Source organism: Parabacteroides sp. AF27-14 (genome assembly GCF_003635425.1).
GTDB lineage: Bacteria > Bacteroidota > Bacteroidia > Bacteroidales > Tannerellaceae > Parabacteroides > Parabacteroides distasonis.
The window spans coordinates 1-17,089 of sequence record NZ_QTLZ01000009.1 but is presented as its reverse complement, the minus strand read 5'-3'; the positions used below and the strand labels follow the sequence as shown (position 1 = coordinate 17,089).

The 17,089-nt window shown below is 50.5% G+C and carries 14 protein-coding genes; all 14 read right to left on the bottom strand.

All coding sequences use genetic code 11. From position 1 onward, the window contains the following. Positions 1–29: 29 nt before the first annotated feature. Positions 30–1,175 (bottom strand): DUF4906 domain-containing protein, encoded by a 1,146-nt coding sequence (locus DWY79_RS10915; RefSeq protein ID WP_233523998.1) that lies wholly within the window; start codon positions 1,173–1,175, stop codon positions 30–32. A 79-nt stretch (positions 1,176–1,254) separates the two neighbouring features. Further along, on the bottom strand, positions 1,255–2,265 hold the full coding sequence (locus DWY79_RS10910; protein ID WP_227154344.1) for a fimbrillin family protein: 1,011 nt from the start codon (positions 2,263–2,265) through the stop codon (positions 1,255–1,257). Positions 2,266–2,282: 17 nt separating this feature from the next. Next, positions 2,283–3,236: a fimbrillin family protein gene (locus tag DWY79_RS10905; protein WP_227806139.1), complete on the bottom strand. Its 954-nt coding sequence runs from the start codon at positions 3,234–3,236 to the stop codon at positions 2,283–2,285. Positions 3,237–3,266: 30 nt separating this feature from the next. Further along, on the bottom strand, positions 3,267–4,142 hold the full coding sequence (locus DWY79_RS10900) for a hypothetical protein (protein ID WP_233563968.1): 876 nt from the start codon (positions 4,140–4,142) through the stop codon (positions 3,267–3,269). Between the two features lie 30 nt (positions 4,143–4,172). Next, positions 4,173–5,069 carry a fimbrillin family protein gene (locus tag DWY79_RS10895; protein WP_230328005.1) on the bottom strand — a complete coding sequence of 299 codons (897 nt, stop codon included), beginning with the start codon at positions 5,067–5,069 and terminating at the stop codon, positions 4,173–4,175. Positions 5,070–5,090: 21 nt separating this feature from the next. Next, positions 5,091–6,227 carry a fimbrillin family protein gene (locus DWY79_RS10890; protein WP_233563967.1) on the bottom strand — a complete coding sequence of 379 codons (1,137 nt, stop codon included), beginning with the start codon at positions 6,225–6,227 and terminating at the stop codon, positions 5,091–5,093. A gap of 16 nt (positions 6,228–6,243) precedes the next feature. Beyond that, positions 6,244–7,347 (bottom strand): fimbrillin family protein, encoded by a 1,104-nt coding sequence (locus DWY79_RS10885; protein WP_122369350.1) that lies wholly within the window; start codon positions 7,345–7,347, stop codon positions 6,244–6,246. A 158-nt stretch (positions 7,348–7,505) separates the two neighbouring features. Further along, positions 7,506–8,735, bottom strand: a complete 1,230-nt coding sequence (locus tag DWY79_RS10880; protein ID WP_005862552.1) for a fimbrillin family protein — start codon at positions 8,733–8,735, stop codon at positions 7,506–7,508. A gap of 49 nt (positions 8,736–8,784) precedes the next feature. Further along, the gene (locus DWY79_RS10875) at positions 8,785–9,843 is read right to left on the bottom strand and encodes a fimbrillin family protein (protein ID WP_122369349.1); all 1,059 of its coding nucleotides are present in this window, start codon (positions 9,841–9,843) and stop codon (positions 8,785–8,787) included. A 22-nt stretch (positions 9,844–9,865) separates the two neighbouring features. Further along, positions 9,866–10,909, bottom strand: coding sequence for a hypothetical protein (locus tag DWY79_RS10870; protein ID WP_122369348.1), 1,044 nt, complete (start codon positions 10,907–10,909; stop codon positions 9,866–9,868). Positions 10,910–10,961: 52 nt separating this feature from the next. Further along, positions 10,962–12,650, bottom strand: a complete 1,689-nt coding sequence (locus DWY79_RS10865; protein WP_122369347.1) for a fimbrillin family protein — start codon at positions 12,648–12,650, stop codon at positions 10,962–10,964. Positions 12,651–12,820: 170 nt separating this feature from the next. Further along, entirely contained in the window at positions 12,821–13,588 is a 768-nt protein-coding gene (locus DWY79_RS10860; protein WP_048927267.1) for a DNA-binding domain-containing protein, read from the bottom strand. Between the two features lie 56 nt (positions 13,589–13,644). Continuing rightward, positions 13,645–16,044, bottom strand: a complete 2,400-nt coding sequence (locus DWY79_RS10855; protein ID WP_370449960.1) for a DUF4906 domain-containing protein — start codon at positions 16,042–16,044, stop codon at positions 13,645–13,647. Positions 16,045–16,636: 592 nt separating this feature from the next. Continuing rightward, positions 16,637–17,089 (bottom strand): PD-(D/E)XK nuclease domain-containing protein (locus DWY79_RS10850; RefSeq protein ID WP_199705223.1); only part of this gene is annotated, 453 nt, incomplete at its 5' end.

Genomic DNA, 17,089 nt, shown 5'->3' with positions numbered 1-17,089 from the left:
GCATTCCTGCACAGCCCTTAGAATGGATACTATTTCTCTTCACCAAAATTAACGGTATTCTCGACATTGTCCACATCATCAAAGACAGCCACGTTGCCGTTTGTGATCGTTACACGGAGGTCGGCACTATTAGGGCCGGCGATATTCACCGTCAGCTTATAATGATAATCCCGATAGATATTGTAATCGGTCACCAAGTCACCCCCAAGATAGAATTTATACTCTACATCGATCGGCGAAGAGTATGCTCCTCCACCCAAAGGATACTGATATTGCCCTCTTACCAATAGATAAGTGCATCCTTCCAAAGATCCGCCAGCCCCCGGTCCCATATCCTTCTTATTCTTCTCTTGCGCCGTGGTAGCTAAACCTGTACCCCGGATATTTTCCGCCATATAGAAAACTCCTTCTTTATCACCGAGTGTTATTCCTGATACAGGTATCTCCTCCGTATAGAAATTAGTAGATAAAGGACTTGAAATCGTTGGATATGTCGAGTCGTCATCATATAGCCGGGTTGCTTTAGGTACATTTGACATAATAACCGGTTTCGTATCAATTAACTTAAAATTGCCAGAGGCCACTGAAGAGTTCACGGTCACGGTCACTTTCGCGAACGCCCTGTACATACGGGATAATACGACCAACTTCATGTCAGCCTCTGAGCTAGAGGGATCCTTCGTATAGTCGGTCGGTCCCGAAGATAGTATATTAGTACCTGTTGGAGAGCCATCTGATGAATAAGTAATACTTTTCGTTTTAGCCATCAATTCTGTTACAGAAAGGGACGTAGGGATACCACCTTCTTTTACAAATAACTTGGCGGTAACCTCCGTCGCATTCATATCCTCCGCATTTACGATGATATAAAACTCACTAGTCTCGTTCTTGAAACGCATATCATCCTTCATTAATTGAATCAATAACTGGTCATAGGTAGTGCTACTACTTCCCGGCACAGCCGTTATGCTATTCCTATCGGCAAAGACAGCTTTCAACAACTCGGTTCCATCCTTTTTAAACTGTAAAATCCATACATTATATATATTAGTATTTCCCAATTTAAGAATTTCCGGTTCCGTTCCCGCTTTCGTCTCTACATCAATCGTACCCGGTACCCTTAACAGGAACTGGAAAGCACATTCCTCCCCTCCTTCGGATGTTGATGGTATCATTTCCTCATTACTACATGCCCCTAGCAGCAAGCATAGTATACAAAATAAACTTATTCTTATTCTCATTTTCAGTTCCTCCTTATTCTCCACCAACGGGATCTGTCACATTTTTTATTTCCGTGAATTCCAATATGCCCAATGTCAGTTCTGTTTCTTTAAAATCCCCAAAGAACTTCAAGGTAAATTCAAAGCTATAGGACATACCGGGCAAGAAAGTCTTACGAGCGGTAGCATTGAATACAAAATGACCGGGCACAGATCCACCATTTCCATTTTTATCATAATCTACCGTTAAATCAATTACAAACTGTAATTCCGACCCGCTTAAAGGCAATACGATTTTACGTGGATCTGAGGTATGAGGCAGGCCTACAGCTACGGAATTATTGAAAGAGCTAAAATCCACTCCGTTGTTTTCATTCGCAACTCCATCCGAATACCATGCATTATCCCCTAGCCGATAAGTTCTTGAATCAGATAAGTTTTTCATCGTTATAAAGTTTACACGCAAGCCTTTTACAGTAACAGGAGATACACTAGCCGCTTTTACCGACACCTCTACTTGCGAGCAAAGCCGCGTGAACGGATTCGTCAAGGTAACCGACATCGTGTTTTGTCCCGCTTTCTGGGGCTGGACAGTTATATCGTTCATGAACGTATACATAAAATCTTGCCCATTTTGCACGGTCACCAGATTTCCATCACCCAATTCCGGCGCATTCTCTTCATTGTAGGAAATGAAATAAAGGTTATATACACCCCGATACAAAAATAGGGCCTTGCCCGATTGGGCGGTGACCTTTCCATCCGCACCCACCACATAAGTACCTTCCGCCGAAGGAGTACCAGTCTCACCAGTCCCAGTCTTAGTACCGGTCTCAGTCTTAGTCTCCACCTTGAAAGCATAGACTTTAATCAACGCTTTATCATTCAAGACTGAAACGGCCGCAGCCTTGGTTACATTCGCTTGATAAAGATCGAACTCCAAGGCAACCTTATCACCTTCCCCTTCTTCCCAAAAAGATTCCTTTTGGCAACCCACCAACGTGACCAAAAGCCATAGACTTACAAAACTTAATACATATCTCATATCTCCTCCCTTCTTATTTAAATACCCACACTCGTATTCTGATCCGTACTATTTTGCCAATCGTATACGGTTACGCCCTCGAATGTACCTTCCATCTTATCAATACGTATCTTATAGACATAATGATAACCCGCCAACCATTTCACCCCGCTTTCGGAAGAAATAGAGGCAGTCTCAAACTCACGTTCCACCCCGTCTACATCCACTGTCAAACGGAACGACAATACTTGCTCGGCTGCGTCCATCGGGGCTACGAGACAAGATATGTTCGGTTGCGTCAACGAGGTTTCCAATATTTTCGAACCGGTCAACTCTATCGAGGATGTCCCCGCTAGGCCATTCAGACGCCCTAGTTCCTCCCCTGTCCCGTTCAATCGCATGTCCGCCTTACCGATTTGCAGACGTCCGGTGTTACTACGTATATCTATTTTTTTCAGCGTTAAGATCTCATCGCTGGCATTCGCAGACTTATAGATATAGAAACTCACCTTTGTCAAGGCATGGAACAATTGAAGGCTGATTATCTTTGAGGTTTTGGATGCCTGAACCGGCGTAGCATAAAGGTAATCGATCTGTTTACCATCGAATGTATCCGCATCCCGGACCGTGACCTCGACAGAGTACACGCCGGAGGAGGCTGTTACGTTAATGGCCTTACCTTCTTCTTCCGTAGGATAATAAGCATACACATCCGTAGCGGTACTACCCAGCAGTGGCGCAGATTCACATCCCCATGTTACTCCGGATTTGGAATACACCGGATTCACCCATGTATCACTGGAGTTCTTCAAATACAATTTCACGTTATCCACAGAGGTAGTCACAGCCTTCGTAACAGCGTCGTCAGCCAAAGAGACCGATCGCAGCTCAAGGGTGGAACCTGCCTCCACCTCCGGTATCCCGTCTGACTGGCAAGCTCCCAACAGGGAACAGAGGGCCAATCCCCAACCTAGATTATATAAATTTCTCATATTCTTCATTCTTTATAGATTTTAAATGGATCAAGTGGCGCTAACAGGATTGTCGGGAACCGTTGTCTCCGTAAACCCCATTACTTCCACGGAAGTCAATATCAATTCATCGGATGACGTGAAGTTATATACATAGTTCTTACTAGCCCCAAATGTGTATGCTGGCTGAGTAAATGTTTGTTGTGTAGCCTCTGGACTTGAAGCACCGTCAAGCGTACGGGAAACGCTTAGCTTGAAACTCATACTCGCTCCCGGTCTTAAGATACAGACGAAAGTATGCTTATCACTAGCTACGGTATTATCCCCTGTATGCAACATCTCGATCGTTTCAGAAGAAGAGGCACCAGTCCGGATGCCATTGCCTGCCAAGGTAGCCGTCACATACTTATATTTTGTAGTAGTCCCCCCTGATGAGGCATAATTAATTGAGATCGTGATCTTCGCCGCTACCGGCATGAAGGTAAAGTTTACCTTATTGCTACTCAAGGTAACGTTAGAGCCGCCTTTCGCCTCCAGTTTATTACTTTGCCAGAAATTCTGATATGATTTCTGGTCTTGCAGAATAGCGGTGAAAGCTGCCGGATATGAGGCCGAGAATGAAAAAGCCGTAGATGATCCGGAAACCGTCAACGATTTTCCCGCCGTTTTCGGAATCCACCCGTTAGTGGCATCCTTTCGGTAAGTCACGGTTTGGCTCCCGTCATTGATCTGTATCTCATCGCCCGTACTAAAGCTACTCTTATCATAGTTCGTAGCGTCGACCGCACGGGTAGACAGAGAAGAAACGATCTCCGCCGTCACCTCCAAGGGCTGTCCACCTTCCAGATCCACCTCTGAGGTACAGGCGGGGGCGAGCAATAGCAATAAGCCTCCGGACAGGTGGAGCATGGTTTGTCGTATATTCATAGTATAATGTATCATAATGCTATATAGTTGTTAAGTTAAATTTCCTCCAGCCATGATCTCATCCGTCCATTTGCCGATGGTACAACTTTCCGGGATCAGCATGTCGTTATGCAAGGTCAAATTATATGTATAGTGGTAACCGGTCCGCAAGGCACAACCCGTTAAGGTAGCCTTGTAGGTAACACCATCGCAAGTGAGAGAGACCGTTAGATCCGTAGCGGAGGTTCCCGCGCTACCACCTACAGCCCTTAGGATACCACACCATTCATATCTCCGGGATGCATCGCCCGGGTAAGGCCGATATAGCGTGATCGTCTGGTTCGTAGATACAGCCGTACGTATCCCCGTCGCCGCTACCGTAACGGCATCATTGGCGATAGAGGTCTCACGCTTCACGGTAAACATCAAGGTCAACTTCGAATTGACGTGCGTAAAGGGCTTGCCGCTCGACGTAAAGTCCAACGTACCGTCGCTGGATGTAGCATCACCCGTTTTCAGCAGGTTACTGGCCAGATAAGCAGCGCTCGTGGTTTGAAACTGGTTGATGGCCGAGTAATCCGCCGGAAACTGCGCCGAATACGTAACGGCAGGCTCCAAGGTCACAGGCGAGGTTCCCACCACGGTCCATGCGGAAGTTCCGTCATACCGATAGCTGGCCGATTGGGAAGCCGCCGTCCCACTTGCCTTTTTTGTCCTTGTCACCTTTATCTGATCGCCGGAAAGGAAGGATGTCCTATCGAAACCATTATCCGAGCTAACCGCCTCGCCGCTTTTGGTAACAGGGCTGATCTCGGCAAGTACCGTCACCGGGATTCCCTCCGGAGCGGAAAGCCCCGTCTCTATCCCGTTCGTGCAACCGTAGAGAGCCAGCGCCATGTTCAAGGCTCCCATCCATGCTAAACTGAGGTTCATGTAATTCATATTCATATTTTTCTTTTTATGCCGTAATTAATAGCCGCCGGGCTTAACGTCTCCCGTTCCTGCTGAACCGCTCTCCATCCAAGGGACGATATTGGCGTTCACCGTAATCGCTCGGTTGGATAAGGTTATTTGTATTTTGTGGGTATGTCCTCTTTTCCAAGTGATCTGACTTAGGTTGGCGGATAACGTCCGGTCATCCGTAGTGCCATCCCGCTTGCCGACCACTACCGTAAGGGTCATGTCAGTCGATACCAAAGGAGCCACCAGCCCATAGCCTACCTCCACCGGAACACCCGCGGCACCGCAAAGTATGGCGGTGGTTTTACTCGACGCATCGTTTTTAGGGGTAAAAGTGAGTTCGGCGGTCTTTGTTCCTTTAAGTATCCCATCCGCGATCTGCATCGTTCCCGTGCCGGTAATGAACGCATTGGAGGATGCTTTCAACGTTATCTTCTTCACGTAATCATAGGTCGTATTCACGGAACGTCCCGTGGCGGATTGCATCGTGAAGGAAAGGCGGGCCAACGCATGTTGCAGGTAGATTTCCGGCTGATAAGTACCGCTTGAGGGGGAACCGCCGGACGGCGTGGTATTGCTGGCCGTAATAGCGGTAACCTCTCCTACCGTGTTGCTGGCGGAACCGTACATATAATCGGTAGCGTCAGAATCCCATCCCTTGCCGCCATAGAAATTCTGGTGAGCGGGAAGGGTGGTCGCTATGGTATGCGTCGTGGTAGTCGTTGATTTTGTGAGGGTGGCGCTCGTCGGGCTATAGGCATAGATCCGGGCCTTTACACTCGATAAATTCACGGTGGGATCGCCTACCCAATCGTTTCCGCCGCTACCTACCGACTGATAGGTGAAGGTGGAAAGGCCGGCATCCCCCGCCGTACCAACCCCGCCATAGGGAGTATAGCCGTCCTCTGCTTTAGTAACGAAAAGTTTTACCGCGTTAATCCTTCCCTCACCCTCCGTCGTGGAGGTTCCGCTTATGATGGAGCGGGTCTCGACACCGCTCATGTGGAATACGGGTTGTAAGAATGCCCCTGTCGTGTCTTCCGGCAAGGAGTCGTCGGAGGAGCAGCCGGATAAGAGCGCCAGTATCGCCAACAGGCCTACACCGAGGTGTAGCGGACGTGCGTTTTTGTAAATATCCTGTATCATAGGTCGTATAGTTTTTTTAGATAGTCGTACTTGTATTGTCGGATGATTCATTCGTCCACCCTACCACATTGAAGCCGTCCAGCTTAAGGCCGGTACCGTGGATGGAGATGGTGTATGTATATTTATTTCCGGCGGACCATTCGCCACCGTCGGTAATGGTGTCTAGTTTCATTTCCTTGCCATCTACTACGACGGTCAAGGTAGCGGCGGTAACATTTGCAGTGCCGGAGGGGAATGGTACGCCGTAATTGATGAACTCGATTCCGTCTGTGGTAGCGGCAACGGTTACGCCGCCATTTACCGTGTACTCGTACTTTACCTGTGTACCCGCCTTCGCTCCGGTTAGGTTGCCGAGGGCTCCGTCCTTTAGGCTCATGGTGGTGGTACCATTCGTTTGTAGTGTCGGGATGGGGCGACTATAGGTTATTTTTGTCAGGTTGCAAGGACCGGCGTAGTCCGTGTGTTTCTTGAACTTTAGGCTTACCAAGCAAAAGGCATGCTTAAGGCCTAGGTTTATCTTCTCGCCTTTTGAATCGGAGGCTCTGTGGCCGTTATCGGCTATGGGTTGAGTTGTTCCAAAGGTATTCGTGGAAGTGTTATAGGCTACACCATACATATAATCGTTACCGGGAACTGTGAAATCCAAGGAGGAGGCATTCGTTACCGTATTCGAATAGACTATGGCATTAGCCCGTACCGGGATGGTATAGACCGGGGAAGAGGCATTTCCGGCCGCGGTTATCGTGGTGGCATCCGTGACTGGATAGCAAGAGTAGACTATGGCTTGCTGGGTGCTTAGCCAGATCGTTTGATCCTTACCGTTTATCGTAGCGGGTTTTAAGGAACCCTCTTGGAGGGTGTATTGACCGTATGTACCTTGGGGGGATGTGCCGTAATGGTTTTCACTGGTCTCGTTATTTACGGCATATAAGCCGATGGCCTTTATATCGCCGGATGTGGCAGTGGCCTTGGTAAGGGCTACGCTGGCGATCTGCGGGGACAGGGCGACAGGGGTATCCGGATCAACCGGGGGTACGATGGGGTCTTCGCCATCCTCGCCGCCGCAGGCGAAAAGGGAAAGCGATACTGTTGTTAATAATAGGTATCTATACGGTTTCATATTTATCGTTGTTTATATTGTTCGTTTATTTGCCACCCGGTTTTATTATTACCACCCGGTCTGATTGTTACTACACAGATTTCGTGTTTTGTATTTCGTGTTTCGTGTTTTGTTGTAGAGACGGGGCGTGCCCCGTCTCTACAACCCTAGACTGTAAGTTAATTAACTTTCAAATCATCATTGCCGGTTACGGTGCCCCAAGCGGCTACGGTTACGGTGCCTATGGATAATTCCTTACCGCTAAGTTTTACGGTATAGATGTTTTCTTTCCCCTGCTCCCAAGTAACTCCTGTCGCATTATCAGCTAACGCTACCTCATAATCCGCTCCATCAATCGTAAAGATGGCTTTGGTATTATTTAGGGCTTGGTTAGTTATCGGCAAAGCCAAGATGCTGAATCGGTATGAAGCCCCTTTAGCTGCATTATCGTCTGATAAACCAGAGTCTCCTTTCTTTTTCAAGGTATAAGTAGCGCCAGTAGCAAACTCACGGATATAAGATCCCGTTGTCAAGGAACTATTATTAGCCAAGGTTCCCTTATCAATATTCATCGTAGCAAGAGGATTGCTATTACCGCTTACCTTTTGATTAGGTACATCCTTCAACTGTATCTTCGATAGCACACCTTTATTCTTATAAGTTCCATCATTGTAAATGCGGAAACTAACCAAAGTCAAGGCATGCTTCATGGTTAGATCAACAGAGGCATCTATAGAGGTTTCCTTTTTCGTGTTGCTCGCAGTTATCCAATTCGTCTCAGAGCTACCTTGGTCCGCCCACATATAATCGATTTCACCTTTCGCTGAATTAATCTTTGCCTTATTGGTATTTGTCGTTTCAGAGTTGTCTATTAATGTCGAGGGATAATCCCTATGCGCATCATCAGTCGTTCCAGCAAAGACCGTTACTGGGATTGTGGAGTTATCCGTAGCGGTATTATCAGATAATACTAGAGCTGTGGTTGTGGCTAACTCTTGATTTGTTCCGGGCTGATAAGCCGGATAATAAGCGTATATCTTTGCCACTTCGGAGGTCAGATATATTTTCTTATTCTCTCCACTTTTCCAGCCTGCGGTTCCTGTTGTCGAATAAGTATATAATGCGTAATTATTGCTTTTCGCATTCGTATAAGGATCTTCACCCGATACGACTGTCCCCTTTAAGCGTGCGTACACCGCCACGCTTTTCATGACATCATCTTTGCTAGCGTTAGCTTGGGTACCCGAATTTATCACGCTTTTCGTAAGCGTCACCCCCGCCGTAATCCCCAGCTCTACGGCATCCGGCTGGTTGGAAGGGAGGATGGAGGGGATATTGTCCTCGTTGCTACAGGCAGCCAAGAAGAAGGGAGAAAGAAAGAGTAGTTTATAGTTTATCAGTTTTCTCATGATTACTTTTTTTGATTCGTTCTATTAATTGTTCAATTCGTTTAGTCAGTCAGTGGATCAAGTCTAGGTTGCCATCGACATACGAGGGAGTCCATTCGGCTACCTCCACGGAGGAGATACCTAAAGAGGCATCGTAGATATCCAACGTGATCACGTGAGAGAAACCGGGCTTGAAATTATCCTCAGATATTTCATCACCCATCTTTACGGATACGTCGGTAAAGGTACCGATCGAAGTCTCGACCGTTATTTTTACATTGCCCGGATCGGGTGTAGGCGGCAGATACAAGCAGCCCAGATCGATGGGACCGACATTTGATGCCCCTACCGTGGCGTTGCCGGCAGGCTCAAGGATCACTTCCGAGGAACCGGAGAAGACAGCCTCGCCCGTAGCCAGCGGAACATTTACCGCCGTAGGTATGCTTTTCACGATAATCTTGTTCACCTTCACCTCCAGTCCTCCGGCATCATGCTTCTTTTTCTTGAATACCAGCTGGGTAAGCAGGTGGGCGTAATTCAATGAGCGATTCGCCTCGACCCCGGCGACGGTATTGCCCGTAAACCGGTTACCATCCCACTTATTACCCGCCAAGGGACCGGCGTACATCAAGTCCATATGCCCGTCAAGGGTATAGCTTACGGTACCCTCGGCGGCATCGTACGAGTTATCGCCCGCCACGGGAGATACGCCGACCAGATACACGTTCGCTCCCATGCGGGGATAATGGTGCTTACGAGAGGCATCCCATGAGATACTCCCGCCTACCGCCACATCAGCCGTCCGCTCTACCCATTCCTCGTAGAATACGGCATCGGCCCAACTTGTGGTCACGTCGGATACGGGGGTGGAGAAACGATCGGCAAGACTCGTATAGTCGGGAACACCTGTGATGGCGTCGAGACGGGTCACGCAAAAGAGGGTGGTCTTGAACGCCTCCGCCTCTCCCACTTCCGCTTTCGTGCTTATGGACGTGTCCGGGTACGTCGCCCGAAGCTCGATCGGAGGATCGGCGGAAGGTATCTCACCTCCCGCCTCACCATTGTCCGAGCAAGCGGCTAACGATCCCATGACTATCATCGACAATATGTATATAGAGAGTTGTCTCATGATGGTTGAGGGATATTTAGGATTATTTCAAGTCAACGGTTCCGCCGTTACCCTGTTTCCATTCGTTGACAGTGGCTTTCACTTCCAGTGCCTTCACATTATCTCCTGTAGGTTTGTCTGGCTCGGTAATGTTCAACGTAACCGTATGGGCATAGCCTTCTTGGGCATTCAACTTTTCACCTGCATTCTTTGAGTCCATCACCGGGACATTCAAGAAGGTACGATCCGTACCGCCTACGTTGATCGTTACGTTCAGCTTGATATCATTAGACGGAGCGAGCATCACTGCCGGGCTAATCGTAGAAGCTGTCGTGGAAAGGGTGGTTGTCGTGATATTGGGAACAGAGAAATCGGAGGCAGTAGCCCAATTCACGTCACCATTTGTCAGGTTCACGGATTGGGGCAATTGCGTGCCCAAAACCTTGATGCTCTTGATGGATACGTCCTTTCCGGCCCATTCTCCTTTGTTATCAGCCACACTAGTGTAACTAGCGGCGAAAACCAATTGGGTGGTCTTGTGGGAAAACGTCAACTTACATCCCTCCTGACTTGGTAACGCTGCTGTTCCGGCATCTTGATCTGTACCGATCGTCATGACATCCTGCAATCCGTCTACCTTACCGAAAACCACTTTTGAGGACTCGATTGTTCCGGAAGGAACAACCGCCGTGATATGGGAGTTTTTAGCACTCACCTGCGCATTATCATAATACAAGGTGGGAGTCAAGGTAATATCCGTCTCTGTCCCAGCCGTAAATACAGCGCCGGCTACGTTGGCACGTGTTTCCAATGCCTTTGTAGTTTCATTGATCACATTCTTGTAAACTGGATTAAAGCTACCCCAATCATGCTCGTGTCCGGAAGTCACGTCCACCATCACCACGATACCTTCCACCTGCGATCCATTCGTGATCGGGGCTTTAGTCGTGAGACCTTCCACGCTTTGTGTCAATTTGATCGCTACCGGAGCGTTCGCCGTACCCAAATCGGGAGTGATCACATCCTTGTCGTTCGAGCAGCTTGCCGCTAACAGGGCCACAGCCGCCATTGTCAAAATCTTTTTCATTTGTCTTGTAATTTTAAAGTATTAATAAAAAATATGAATTAAATAATCTTATCTATAAATCGGCGTTGCCGCCATTGCCCGGTTTCCACGGGGTGACGGTTGCCGTTATCTTTACTTGGTACTCCTCGAAGGGATCCGGCTCCTTGGGTTCCTCGGGAGTATCGGGATCGTCCGGTTCCTCTGGATCAACGGGTATCTCAAGCGAGATCTCGATATCGTAAGCCCCTCCACTCTCGTTGCCCTCGCCGCCGAACGAGACGGGGAGATCCTTGAAATCCTGCCCGGAGGCCGGATCACCTTCCGGCGCGAGCGTCATGTCAAGCGTCAAGGAGGCCTTGGGCTGCACCAGCACGAATCCGGGGAGCGTCACTACGCCATCCACCACGGGGATACCATTCCCGTCATCGGAAGAATAAATGATCACCGAGCTGGTCTCCCCGACCGGGACCACCTCTCCATCCGACAAGGACACCTTAGCTACCGAGGCTAGCCCGTTCAGCTTGACGGCATGTACGCTATACCCGTCCGGCGCTCCCTTGACACGTAGGCGGAAGCTGAGTTGCGTCAGCAGGTGCTTATGGATCAAGGGCGTTTCCGTAGCGTCGAAACGGCGGGACAGGGAGCCACTCCGCTCATCGGTCAGCATCAAGTCTTCCTGCCCCGTCAGCTCGTACCGTACCTCGCCGTTCACGTGAGGGGCGGCGGGGTGATAGCTACGGATGAAAAGCGCGGAGCCGTCCGTGGGATAGTAGCGCTCCGGGTCTAAGAAGATATCGCCCTCCGTGGCCGTCCCCGTCCAATGCTCCGTGTAATCGCCGGCGGAAGTGCCTACGGCGATGGATACGGGCGTGGAGTCGAAAACGTCCACGGCGGCACGGGTCTGGATGCCGGTGTAAAGGCGGATCGGGACGGCGGGGCTTACCTTCAAGGAGAGATCCAGCGTATCACGGCCCGAGGACATGGCCTCATGCAGGCTCGCGGTCAGGTTCTCCTTGTAGCTGAAACGCTCGCCGCCGGCGGTCTCGAACGAGAGCGTGCAGACGTTGCTCCGGTCCGAGCCGTCCAGCGTCACCGTACCCAAGATACCCGCCACGGCTTGGTAAACGCCCGCCACGCCCGCAGCCGAGGCACGGAAATCAAGGTCGAGCACACCCACTCCTGTCGCTATCCGGTCGGACAGGCGCACCGACGAGGCTATCCCGTCCAAACGGCCCTCCACCTTCGCCCCGCCGAAGCCTTTCCCCGCGTCGATGGTAAGGCGCAAGATCCGGCGGATATCCTTGGGGGTCGATGAGATCGCGGTCTCATCGCCATCGGTCACCTTAATCCCCGTCACGCTCTCCACGTAAAGAGGGCTATCCAGCGATACCAGCAGGCTGTCGCTTCCCGAGGGAAGGGCGGCGGCATAGGCTTTCCCCAAATTCTCCGTATCGCCCAACCGGACCTCGGCGGGGTCGGCGCCGGCGACCAGCAGGGCGTACTCCCCCACCACGAGCCGCTCGCTCCACGACCACGTAGACGGCGTTCCGGCGGGCTCTTCCTTCCCCGCCACGCGGGAACCATCCGCCTTATAAGCGAAAACGGCCAAGGGAGTATCGCCCGTATGTCGCACGGATACCCGCAACAATCCCTCGCCGGAACCGGGAACGGGTGGTTCCGGATCGTCCTTACCGCAAGCTCCCAAGACGAGGAAGCCGAGTAATAAAAAAGCTGTTTTTTCCGATAAATGTCTTAATCTCATATACTAGTTTATCTATAGTTTTTCCTTTCCCTCTGTACGGGCCGGTTCCCTGCCGTCGGGGAGGGTGTCTCCCTAGCGTTAGGGATGATGCCTCCCCAGCGTTAGGGACAATGCCTCCCTAGTGTTAGGGATGATGTCTCCCCTGTGCTAGGGATGATGCCTCCCCCGGATCAAATCTCATCCGGGCTCTCGGAGTCGCCTCCCCCGGCACCCACGGTGAGCGGCAGCTTGTACTCGATCGTGCGGGGAGACTTGAGCAAGGTGACGCCTTTCGAGAACTGCGTCACGATGCGTAGCTTGTACTTGCCGTCGGTCAAGGCCGGTACGCGGGCGATGATACGGCTGGGGTCGTTTTGCGTGAGGCGGCGGGTCACGGGCGTAACCTTCTCGCCGTCTTCCGACACGAAAAAGATACCTACCGAGCTGTCCGCCCCGTTAATACGGATACGGTCGCCCTCGATCAGTATGTCCTCGTTCGGGGTGATAGAGCCGTTGGACAATCCCGTGAAGGTATCGGTCACCATGCCGATGCGCCCCACCTCGGACTTGGCTCCTAGAACCTCGACGCCCACCTTGCTCAACGCGTCACGCATCTCGGCGGAGGGCACGATATCGAGCGTCAGCTTATGGATAGCGGGATCGAACTTCGCCGTCTCGCCTCCCCAAGGGCCCGTGATACGGGGCGTGTACTGGCACACCTCGGTGAGTAGGCTGTAGCCCATCATGAGGTGCTCCCGCACGATGCGGTCGCGTTGCTTGATAATGGACAGCAAGGTGTCATACTTGATCTCGGAGCCTTCCTTGATGATGGCGTTGGCTATATTCTCGTTGTGCAGGGTGTCTTTTTGTGTCAATACCTCCGCTACGTAGTCGTTGTCGTCATCCTTGGTTAACAAATTCGGCCGAAGCCATACTTTCCAGTAATACTCGTTTGCCATGATTGGTTTGTTTTTAATTGTTAGTAATCCGTTTAATTAGATGTTATGTCATGATCTTATTCTTGGATACAGCGGATGTTTTGGGCATCACGGTTATCTTTGCCGGCGAACTTAAGTCCTCCTCCCCCTTCTACGATCCCACCGCTACGACTGGCGATAAATACGTTACTCGCTCTGACATTGGAGGCTGTAATAGCCAAGAAAGTCGTGTATCCCACATTATTTAATGTAGTCAAATCCGCCGGATAACCGGAGAATCGCAGGTACGTGCCGTTTGCCGTATTATCGTATTTCAAAAGGACTCCACCATTTTTTTCAGAATTAGATAGTATCGTATTCCAGTCAGAGGAATTACGGCTTATTAGTACTTGAAGTTCATTCTGTGTCGGAACCCGCCAACCGGCAGGACATGGATCATGCACGGTTTTGCTGTCACTCCAAGTGGGCCTGCCGTTCGCATCCGAACTGGGATTGGATGACCATTCTTGATTTTGGGGCTGCCCAAAAGCCTCGGGATGCTGATAGGCATGATGAACCGAGCTGAAATTAAGACCTGTCGGCATCACCCATGTGATTCCGTCCGCCTTATACCTGTTCAGGCAATGCTTGGGAGGTAGGGCGGCATTGATGGTGAATTTATATTGATTCGCTATTTTTTCCGCCGTATAGCTTCCGGGGAAAGGGTCTTTACGTGCCCTCTGGTAATGAAAACCGTTGGCACGCGACATATCGAGGATATCGGAGGGGACGGACACATAGCCATCGTAGGCGCCTAGGCAACGATCCATGATGGGCTTATATGAGGTCGCCCCGTTCTGCAATTTCAAGATGCGCTGGTTGTCCGGCGAGAGAATGGTAGCGTCGGTTGTCGCCGAGGGACTATAATCCGTTACCCACACATGCCAGCTCCAAAGAATATTGCCCGTTCCGTTCTCGCCATCGTAGGCGGCGATAAGGCCACTGCCTCCCGTGGTGTTCGGAGCGACACGGCAGTAGATACGGGCATCCGTGAGGCTGTCGCCGTTCTTTAGCTCCACTATGTTCGTGTGGTCATCTTCGGCCGGTACCTGCGGGGCGTATTTGTTAACGACTCCCAGTGCGGGGTCGCCCAAGTCGCCATCCTCCAGCGTCTGCCACAATACTTTCACGGATTTTATCGGAGTGGAGAAGGTAGTGCCTGAAAGGCCGCACCAGTCTCGCAATATCGTATTGCCTCCGGCTACTCCCTTTATGGTGTAGTTGTATGGGTTGAAGCAGAACGCTCCACCCGGTTTTACCATAAAGCAGTTCGCCGTGGGGACTATGTTGTTGTTGTTCTGCGAGGCAGGGATTGGGTCGATGATGGTTATGCGACGGTCGTCAACTGGAAGCGTATTGTGCGACATCTCCACATTATATATATAGTTCGTGTTATCGTATAAGTCGAACTCCTTGCTGGTGCTGCCACCCAGATAGACGCGGTAGTTCAGTTTCTTCCGGCTATCCGTTTCGTTGCCGCCGTCGCTCTTGTGGCGGGAGATGAAGGTAGCGTAGGCGCTGCCCTTCGGGGCGTTCGCCTTCGTGCGGTAATAAGCGGAGGAGGCGTAGGCGCTCTCCCCGCGTACGACGGAGGGAATCCAGCAGGTATAGCTTCCCTCGTCCGAGACGCTTGCCACCTGTATGGTGGTATATTGATCCAACAGGGACGGGTAGGTATCGTCATTGACGGGTTTCAACAACCTGTAGTCTACGGGGATGGATTGCAGCAGGACTTGCTCTAGAGTATAGCCGGTTTTCTCCGATTCGTTTTTCCAAGACAGCGTCAGGCGGGTAGCCAAGCGGCGCAGGAGGATGCGGACATCCGTACCGTCAGGGCTTTGGATCTCGCCTGCCGAGGTTACGTTCACCTTAGGCAGGTGAAGGATATAGGGCATGGCCTTTATATCCCCCTCATTCTTGATCCCCTCGATCATGGATGCCGTGGCTGTCGTGCTTTGCACGGCGGAAAGGCTTTTCCCGCTAAGGGAACCCACCGTGTAGGCGGAACCGTTATATCCCCGGGCGATTATCACCAGCTGGCAATTGTCCAAAGCCTCCAGCGTGACCGTGAAGGAGGAACCAATCTCAACGGCGCTCGTATAACTCACTCCTTTGCCGGTTTTAAAATTACCGCCCGCATCGTATTGCCAGATCTCCAAGCCGTAAAGCTTATCCGGCTTGGCGGTGGCCAACGGGTCTTCTACGGCAGCCTTGGTCTTGGCAGAGGATTGCAGCCGCACATTGAGACCGGAGCCGGAACCAACGCCTTCCCCCGCTTTCGTACCGGACGTGCCGCCGGCAAGCGATGCGGCATCCACCTCGTCGGCGATACCCACGCAGAGCGATACCTCCACCGCCTTGCCCTCACCCGTAGATGGGCAGGGTGAATCGAGACGATTCTCACAACTTGACATTCCTAACATCGATACTATTGACATCATGATCAATACTGCTTTTTGTAATTTTACACCTATTTCCTCCATACCTGCACGTGCTTTTTCACTACTACATTTTACATTTTTTTACTTGAATCACGCTGTCTCTTTCTTACGCAGAAAGAGACAACAGGAGGATAAACGCTCCTATCCGCTGTTTTTCAAGCCCTTGGAAATGTTAATAGGACAAGGCACGTCACGCTTGACGGCTCGCTATTGTTTGTCTTTTTTAATTTTGACAAAAGATTTAAGCACTCACCTTGCCTTTATCAGCTATTTGAGCTACTTTTACACCCGAAAACGGATATTTATCCGCCATTCTGAAAGTTGTCTCTTTCTGCGTAAGAAAGAGACAACTTTTTTTCTCTCATCCCTTCATTCTCAATATCTTCCATTTTCATTCCCCTTTTCCATTTTCTTTCATTTCACTTTTTGTCTCTTTACAAATCACATCACTTTCATCCTTTCGGACTTACTGTCCGTAAAAGCACGCACGAAACCGCACGATACCCGACGGGGGTACCGTGTAACTTCACGCATGCGACAACAATCATATCATCGCATAACGGGATTAATAAGGATAAGAATTGTTATTTTATTCGGAGGTCTTCACCCACACACGTTTGCCATCGAACGTGATCGCCATTTTGAGGATGTCTCGCACCCCAGCCGCATGGAGCGTAGCGGCGTATTGCTTCTTCTCGATCTGCGCCAAGGCGGAATCAAGCACCTTGTCCACAGACTCGTCAAACATAGGGTCGTACACTTTCAACTCCATGATAAAACCCCTGCCACCAAGGTCACGGGGACGAAGAAGGATGTCGTAACGGCCCAAACCCGACTCACGGTTACTGCTCACCTCGTACGCACCGTTGCTAACCAGCATTCCCAACAAGAACGCCTGATAGACCTTTTCCGGCTCACGGCCGTTCGTGTCGTAATAGGAGAGCGTATTCACGACGAAGTCATTCAATAGCCGCTGGAAGATATTCATCTCGTTCTCGTCCAAAGCCTGCAGCATCATCTCCAAGCGGTCGTTCTTCACCGG